Annotated in this window: 7 protein-coding genes; 1 reads left to right on the top strand and 6 read right to left on the bottom strand. The window is 74.4% G+C overall.

Annotation, left to right across the window (positions count from 1 at the left end):
* From ACFPP6_RS34185 to ACFPP6_RS34170, 4 genes are all read right to left on the bottom strand, one after another.
* Positions 1–238 (bottom strand): ACT domain-containing protein (locus tag ACFPP6_RS34185; protein ID WP_465269387.1); only part of this gene is annotated, 238 nt, incomplete at its 3' end.
* A 509-nt stretch (positions 239–747) separates the two neighbouring features.
* The gene (locus ACFPP6_RS34180) at positions 748–3,081 is read right to left on the bottom strand and encodes a HelD family protein (protein ID WP_382050554.1); all 2,334 of its coding nucleotides are present in this window, start codon (positions 3,079–3,081) and stop codon (positions 748–750) included.
* Between the two features lie 110 nt (positions 3,082–3,191).
* Positions 3,192–3,935, bottom strand: coding sequence for an anti-sigma factor family protein (locus ACFPP6_RS34175; RefSeq protein ID WP_382050552.1), 744 nt, complete (start codon positions 3,933–3,935; stop codon positions 3,192–3,194).
* Positions 3,932–4,420: a sigma-70 family RNA polymerase sigma factor gene (locus ACFPP6_RS34170; protein ID WP_245700604.1), complete on the bottom strand. Its 489-nt coding sequence runs from the start codon at positions 4,418–4,420 to the stop codon at positions 3,932–3,934. The genes ACFPP6_RS34175 and ACFPP6_RS34170 overlap by 4 nt, the downstream gene beginning before the upstream one ends.
* A gap of 374 nt (positions 4,421–4,794) precedes the next feature.
* On the opposite strand from ACFPP6_RS34170, the gene ACFPP6_RS34165 reads away from it, so the two are divergent.
* The gene (locus ACFPP6_RS34165) at positions 4,795–5,769 is read left to right on the top strand and encodes a CHRD domain-containing protein (RefSeq protein WP_382050550.1); all 975 of its coding nucleotides are present in this window, start codon (positions 4,795–4,797) and stop codon (positions 5,767–5,769) included.
* Here the strand turns inward: ACFPP6_RS34165 and ACFPP6_RS34160 are convergent.
* Complete coding sequence (locus ACFPP6_RS34160; RefSeq protein WP_382050548.1) at positions 5,756–6,343, bottom strand: CGNR zinc finger domain-containing protein; 588 nt, start codon at positions 6,341–6,343, stop codon at positions 5,756–5,758. The two genes, ACFPP6_RS34165 and ACFPP6_RS34160, sit on opposite strands and share 14 nt — an antisense overlap.
* Positions 6,344–6,707: 364 nt before the next feature.
* Positions 6,708–7,667, bottom strand: a complete 960-nt coding sequence (locus ACFPP6_RS34155) for a LysR family transcriptional regulator (RefSeq protein WP_382050545.1) — start codon at positions 7,665–7,667, stop codon at positions 6,708–6,710.
* Positions 7,668–7,710 lie beyond the last annotated feature (43 nt).

The following is a 7,710-nucleotide window of genomic DNA, read 5'->3' as shown; positions in this document are numbered from 1 at the left end:
GAACGACACCCTCGATACCGCGCAGCTTCTCCACGATCTCATCGGCATGCTCGGTCGAAGTCGTCGCCATCGTGACATCGATCCGCAGCTTCTCGTGACCGGAAGCGGTCACATCAAGGCCGGTCACCGAGCCGCCGGAGGATTCCACGGCCGTGGTGAGCTGGCTGACCGCGGTCCCGCCGGCGGGAACCTCCAGCCGGACCGTCATCGAGTACGAGACGCTAGGCGCCGTTGCCATGGCCGACTTCCTCTGCTTTCCCTTGTTTCGCTGGTGCGCGCACCGCCGGGCCGGTGGGACTCCGACCTGGGGAGCGCAAGTAACGATCGTCCCACCTACCGACGGGTAGGCGGTAACCAGGGATGAATTTCGGAAATAAAGTTCCGCAACGCAAGAGGCCATCGAGGCACGGCCGGCCGCGCCCGGCACGGAAACGCCGACGGGCGCCCCTCGGAAGAAGGGCGCCCGCCGGGACGCTGATGACACCGACCCGCCATGCTCGCCTCGCGGCAAGTGGTCGCTCGAAGCGACTAAGGTTGGGCCCGGGGGCTTGGATCGAGCCGGTGCCACACCCAGGCTAACAAACCGCCCCGGGAAGTCATTCCGCCAGGGGAAGTTCGCCCCCGGGAGCGTCGTTCCACCGCCCGGTCGGCGGAGTTGCCGCGGCCCTCCCGGTACCGCGGCCCCTCTTACCGCAGCCGCCCCGCGAGTACCGCGGACCCGCGGAACGACCCCCGTACCGCGCGGCCTCAGTCCCGCAGCAGGTCCGGCACCCCGCGCGCGTCCGGGTCGTCGCGCTCGCCCGAGAGCACCGTCAGCCGCTGGGTGGCGCGGGTCAGCGCCACATACAGCACCCGCAGGCCCGCCGGGGACTCGTCGGCGATGTCGGCCGGCGAGACGACGACCGTCGCGTCGTACTCCAGACCCTTGGCCTCCAGGCTGCCCAGCACCACGACCCGGTCGCCGAGCCCGGCCAGCCAGCCGCGGGCCTCCGCACGCCGGGCCATGGGCACGACCACGCCGACCGTGCCCTCGACGTCCGCCAGCAGGTGCTCCGCCTCGGCCCGGACGGCCGGGGCGAGGGCGGCGCCCGCGACGGCGAAGCGCGGCACGACGCCCGTGGAGCGGACGGCCGCCGGGGACTCCATGCCCGGCATCGCCAGCGCCAGCACCTTGGCCGCGAGCTCGGCGATCTCCGCGGGGTTGCGGTAGTTCACGGTGAGCCGGAAGCGGGTGCGACGGCGGGCGCCGAGGGCCTCGTCGCGGGCGGCGGCGGCCTCGTCCGGGTCGGACCACGAGGACTGCGCCGGGTCGCCGACGATCGTCCAGGTGGCGGTGCGGCCCCTGCGGCCGACCATGCGCCACTGCATGGGCGTCAGGTCCTGCGCCTCGTCCACGATGACGTGCGCGTAGTCGCGGCGCTCCTCGGCCAGGCGCTCGGCGCGCTCGCGGCGCGACTCCGAGCGCTGCGGCATCAGCTCCTCCAGCCCGGTGAGCTGGTCGAGCGGGTCGTACTCGCGCGGCTTCCTCGGGCGGGCCGGGGCGCCGAGGAGCGTCTCCAGCTCGTCCAGCAGGGCCACGTCGTGCACGGACAGCGGGCCGCGCCCGGCGGCGTCCAGACGGCGCAGCGAGCGGGCCAGCAGCCGGGTCTCGCGCGGGTTGAGCACCCGGCGCGCGGAGCGGGCGAGGCGCTTCTCGTCGGCCATGCCCGCCAGCACCTGACGCGGCGTCAACTCCGGCCACCAGGCGTCGAGGAAGGCCAGGAAGTCGTCCTCGGTGGTGATGTCCTCGTCGAAGGCGGAGCGGGCCTCTGCGGCCAGCTCGGGGTCGGTGTAGCGCTTGGGTCCGCCGGCCCTGGACCACAGGGCGTCGAGGATCAGCCTGCGGGCACGCGGGCGCAGCAGGTTGACCGGTGCGGTGCCGCCGAGGGCGGTGTTGCGGATGCGCTTGAGGTCCTCGGCGCCGAGCTCGATGCGGGCGCCGAAGGCGACGACACGCAGCCGGTCGGGCGGGCCGGCCGGGCCGGCGGTCTCCAGCGCGCCGCGGACCGCCTTGCGCAGCACCTTGAGCATGCGCGAGGAGCCCTTGACGCGGGCGACGGCGGGCTCGTCGTACGTGTCGGCCTCGGCGCCGTCCACCAGCGAGCCGACGGCCCGGATGGCGACCTGCCCCTCCTCGCCGAGGGAGGGCAGCACGCCCTCGGTGTAGGAGACGAGCAGCGGGGTCGGGGAGACGACGAGGATGCCGCCCGCGTAGCGGCGGCGGTCCTGGTAGAGCAGGTAGGCGGCGCGGTGCAGGGCCACGGCGGTCTTGCCGGTGCCGGGGCCGCCCTCGACCTCGGTCACCGACGCGGCGGGCGCGCGGATGACCATGTCCTGCTCGGCCTGGATGGAGGAGACGATGTCGCGCATCGTGTGGCTGCGGGCCTGGCCGAGCGCGGCCATCAGCGCGCCGTCGCCGACGACCGGCAGGGTGTCCCCGCCGAGGGTGGCGATCAGCTCCGGGCGCAGCAGGTCGTCCTCGACGCCCAGGACGCGGCGGCCCTTGGAGCGGACGACGCGGCGGCGGACGACGCGGCCGGGCGCGACGGGCGTGGCGCGGTAGAAGGGCGCGGCCGCGGGCGCCCGCCAGTCGATGACCAGCGGGGAGTAGTCGGCGTCGAGGACGCCGATGCGGCCGATGTGCAGGGTCTCGGCGATCTCGGCCCGGTCGCCGCGGACGGCGTCGTCGGCGGGCTCGACGGAGGTGTAGGCGCCGTCGGGGCCCTTCTTGCCGTCCTTGCCGAGCAGCAGGTCGATGCGGCCGAAGAGGAAGTCCTCGAATTCGTTGTTGAGCCGGTTGAGGTGCACCCCGGCGCGGAAGACCTGGGCGTCCCGCTCGGCGAGCGCGCCGGGCGTGCCGACCTGCCCGCGCTTGGCGGCGTCGTCCATGAGGAACTCGGCCTCGTGGATCTTCTCCTCCAGACGCCGGTAGACCCGGTCCAGATGCTGTTGTTCGGTACCGATCTCGCGGTCGCGGACCCCGTCGGGCTCACTTTGCGGTCCGGTCGCCACCTGCGCGTGCGTGGCGTTCTGCGCGGCCACCCAAGCCCCCTTCTGCTGTGCCTAGGGCAGCCGTCAACCGTACGCGAACAGGGGTACTGAGCGCACCTGTCGGTACATGACTGTTTTCATCGGGGTTGAAGGGTTTTTGGTCACACCTTGACGGTCGCGAGCAGTTTGCCGTCGAGTGTCCGCACCTCGAACCGGGAGATATCGCTCCGGTTCAGTGCGGCGCCGCCGTGGGTGTACAGCGGCTCCTTGCTCCATTTGCCGCCCTTGTCGTTCCCCTCCAGGCCGTAGCCGCCCGGCGGAACCGCCCACGTCGTCACCGTCTGCCGCTCCCCGTCCTTGCCGACGGCGACGAGATCGCAGGTCAGCGGGCCTCTGACGTGGGACAGCCGGAGGGCCACGTGAGTGCCCCACGCCTTCGGCTGCAGCGAGACCGTCGCATCCACCTTCGTGGCCGGGTCGACCACGCCGATCTTCTCGCCGTCCTCGTACATCTGCTTGGCCGCGCTCACGCCGCTGTGGTCCGGGGCCTCCCCGGAGAAGACCGCCGCGCCCACCAGCGGGCCCGCGACGATCAGCGCGGCGGCGGCCGCGACCAGGCACAGGCGGCGGGTGCGCTGCGCCCGGCGGGTGGCCGTGACGCCGGCGAGCAGGCGGTCGAGCAGCGCCGGGTCCGGGCGCGGCGCGAGGGCCTCCGGGCCGGGCGCGGACTCCTTGAGGTCCGCGAGGAGCGGGGTCAGGCCCATCAGGTCGTCGAGCTCGGCGGCGCACCGCGGGCACCCGGCGAGGTGCTCCTCGAAGCGGGCGGCGTCCGCCGCGTCGAGGACGCCGAGGGCGTAGGCGCCCACCTCGGTGTGCTGCTCATGGTCCGGTGCCGGCCGGTTCATGCCGTCACTCCCCGTTCTTCGAGCGAGAGCTTCATCGAGCGCAGTGCGTAGAAGACCCGGGACCGCACGGTCCCCGCCGGCACGCCCAGCACCTCGGCCGCCTCGCTCACGGTACGTCCCCTGAAATAGGTCTCGATCAGCGCCTCCCGGTGCGCCTCCGTCAGGTCGCCCAGGGCGTCGTTGATGGTCATCAGGCGCAGGGCCCGGTCGATCTCGTCGGCCGCCGGGACGAGTTCCAGCGGCCCGGGGTCGACCTCGCGCGGCCGCGCCTGCCGGCTGCGGTGGTTGTCGATGACGATGCGGCGGGCGACGGTCACCAGCCAGGGCCGTACGGAGCCGGGGGCCCCGCGCAGCCGGTCGGCGTTGCGCCACGCGCGCAGCAGCGTCTCCTGGACGACGTCCTCGGCGCGCTGGCGGTCCCCGTCCACCAGCCGGAGGACGAAGGCGAGGAGCGGGCCCGCGTGCTCGTCGTAGAGCGCCCGCATCAGGGCCTCGTCGGGACTCGTCCTGTCAGCCACGGCGGCATCCTTGCGCAAGCCTTCCCCCTGGTCGATAGCGCGCGTCGGTGTTCACTGTCAGTGCGCGTGGCCTCCGTTCCTGCCGGGCCTTCCGGCGGCGTCCTCCGGCCATGGATACGGGCGGGGCGTGCGCCCCGTTCACCGCGGGGCGGGAAATCCGGCGAAGGAAACCGGCCGTCCGGAGGCGTACGGGCGTGTACGGGCGGAACGGCGCCGGCGTTCAGCGGCGGCCGCGTGACGCAGGTCTCGGCCCCCCCGCTGAACGGGGGAACGGCACGGGCCCGTACGACAGCCCGAGCAGCCGGTGCAGGGGGCAGCGGCTCCGTACGGGGAGGTTCGCCGTGAACCGTTTCGGCAAGCGCAGGGCAGTCGTCGCCACCGCCACCGCAGCGGCCGTCGCCGCGGGGATCGGCATCGCCTTCGCCGTGGTGCCGGGCGACGGCGGGGAGGACGGCGACGGGGCGGGCCGCGGGTCCGGCCGCGCGTCCGTCCGGCAGGACGCCGTCTCCTTCGCCGGCAGCCTCGACGGGGCGAACGAGGTGCCCGCGGCGGACGGCAAGGCCGTCGGCGACGAGGACGGCCGGGCCCTCGCCTTCCTGCGCGTGCAGGGCGACGAGGTGGCCTTCGCCTTCACCTTCCGCGGCGTCGCCACGCCCACCGCCGCGCATCTCCACCGGGGCGAGCGCGGCGAGAACGGCGACGTACGGATCCCGTTCTTCGCGAAGAAGCTGCCCGACGGGCGGAGCAGCGCCACCGGCACGGTGAAGGTCACCGACCGCAAGCTCCTGGACGCCCTGAAATCCGGTCCCGGCGGCTTCTACTTCAACCTGCACACCGGTGAGTTCCCGGGTGGCGCGGTACGGGGGCAGGTGCACCGGCTGAGCGGGGCGCTCGACCTGAAGACCGCCGTGAAGAGCGTGCGGGCGTCCGTCGTCGAAGGCCGCCAGATCTACGCGTGCACCCGGCAGGACGGCGGCGGGTTCGCCTTCACCCAGGAGGGTGTCTCCGCCACGCTCGGGGGGAACATCGCCCACTCCTTCGTACGGCCCGGCGGCGACCCGCAGTGGATCGCGCCCGACCGCTCCGCCGTCACCGGCGAGGTCGTCGCCAAGACGCCCAACGGGGACGGGAACATCCCCGAACTCGCCCTGCGCGCGACCCCGTCCGGCGCGAGGACCGGCGTCCTCGCCTCCACGGCGGAGATCCTGCGGCTGAACACGCGGGGCGGCGTCGCCCCCGCCGGCCCTTGCGACCCGCAGCGGCAGCCCGAGGCGGCCGTGCCCTACCGGGCGGACTACGTCTTCATCGCGCGTTGACCGCGCGGCGGCGGTGGCGGGCGACGCGCTCGCGGTTGCCGCACACCTCGCTGGAGCACCAGCGGCGCCGGCGGCCGCGGGACGTGTCCAGGTAGACCAGGGAACACGTCTCGCCGTCGCACCGGCGCAGCTGCCCGCGCGCCGCCGGGTCGGTGAGCAGCTCCACCGCGTCACGGGCGATCCGGCCCACGACGGCGCCGCAGTCGGGCGCGGCGGCGACCGTACGGACCAGGGTGCCGTCCTCGGCCCGCACGGCCCGCAGCGCGGGCGGCGCCGTCGCGGCGAGGGCGTTCACCCGCTCCAGGTCCGGATCGGCGGCCCGGCCGTCCACCTCGGCGTGCACGATCCGGTGCAGCAGGTCGCGGACCGCGCGGACGCGGGCCAGCCAGGCGGCGTCCACGGCGGTCAGGGGGGTGCCGGGCGGCACGGCGCCGGAGGCCAGGAGCCAGTCCCGCAGCCGGTCGGGGGTGTCGAGCCGCTCGACCGGCTCGTCGCCGAACCGGCCGCCGACCGTGGCCACCAGATCCAGACAGAGCCGCCCGGCATCGAATCTCAGGTCAGCGAAGCCCGTCACCACCCCACCAGAGTGCCTCGCGGCAGGCGCCCGTGAAACCCCTCGCCCCAGAGGCAGTTCACCGGCACGGGCCACCCGCCCGGCGGGGGCAGTCGCCGACAGCACAACCACTTGTTGCCGCCACCACGGCGAACAACCCCACGGCCCAGCCCGGCGGTGCCGGACCCACCGGCAGCACGGCACCGCCGGACACCCCGGCGGGGGCTGAACACCACCGCGGCGGAAGGAGCTACCGGGCAGCCCGGCCAGGCTCACTGCCGCTGCCGCGGCGACAGTTACCGGCACCCGGCCGTCGCCCCGCCGCAACGGCGAGCAACCCCCACGGCGCAGCCCGGCGGTGCCGTGCCGGACCCGGCCTGACGGCCTACGCCGTCATCAGCTCCTCGTCCGGGCGCGGTAGCCACGAAGCCCGGGGGCGGGTCAGCCACCCGTGGTGGGCGGCCAGGGTCGTGGCCGTCGTCTGCAGGGCGGCGCGTGCGGGGTGGCGGAGGCCGCGGCGCCAGACCATGGAGACGGGTGAGAGCGGCACGGGGTCCACGAGGGGGCGGAGCACCATGTCGGGGACCTCGATGAACTCCACGCTCGCCAGCACCGACCACCCCCGCCGCCGTACGACCCGCACGAACTCCCCCTTCCCCTCGATCTCCGGGAACGGCGCGGCGATGCCGATGCCCCGCCCCGCGAAGAGCCGCTCGGCGAGGTCGGTCCACTCGGCGGTGGCCGGGTTGCCGGCCGCGGCGTAGAGCGTCTCGCCGGCGAGGGAGTCCAGGGGCACTTCGGGCAGGGCGGCCAGCCGGTGCCCGGCGGGCAGGAGCACGGCCATCGGCTCGTACCGCACGGGGCAGTGCGACAGCTCCGCCCGTACGGCCGGGTCGAGGCCCGCGATCCGCCCGAAGGAGACGTCGAGCCGCCCCGCGAGGATCTCCCCGGCGGCGCCGGTGAGCCCGCTGTGGAAGCGGGCCACGAGTTCGTGCTCGGGCGCGGCCTGCCGCGCGGCGGTCAGGACCCGGTACCCGGTGCCGACCGTGGCCGCGCAGTCCACGATCAGCGGCCGTTCCTCGCGCGCCCAGGCGGCGTCGAGTTCTTCGTGCGCGGCGAGCACCCGCCGGGCGTACGGCAGCAGCCGCGCCCCCTCCGCGGTGAGCGTGACCTGCCGCGTCGTGCGGGCGAACAGCTCGCTGCCCAGGCGCGCTTCGAGCCGGCGGACGTCGCGGCTGAGCGCCTGCTGGGCGGTGAACAGCCGGGTGGCGGCACGGGTGAAGTGCAGCTCCTCGGCCACGGCGACGAAGGCGCGCAGCAGGCGCGGTTCTATGTCGTAGGGCACGCACGGCAGTCAACAACAGAAGTGCGTGAATGGCGAGCGATCG

It is taken from the genome of Streptomyces aureoversilis (genome assembly GCF_042657885.1).
GTDB lineage: Bacteria > Actinomycetota > Actinomycetes > Streptomycetales > Streptomycetaceae > Streptomyces > Streptomyces aureoversilis.
The sequence above is the reverse complement of the archived record's forward strand: the minus strand, read 5'-3'. Positions and strand labels throughout refer to the sequence as shown.

What these genes read in the sequence shown, in the direction of transcription:
- ACFPP6_RS34175 (WP_382050552.1), bottom strand. Translation starts at nt 3,935, where the DNA reads ATGAACCGGCCGGCACCGGACCATGAGCAGCACACCGAGGTGGGCGCC.
- ACFPP6_RS34170 (WP_245700604.1), bottom strand. Translation starts at nt 4,420, where the DNA reads ATGCGGGCGCTCTACGACGAGCACGCGGGCCCGCTCCTCGCCTTCGTC.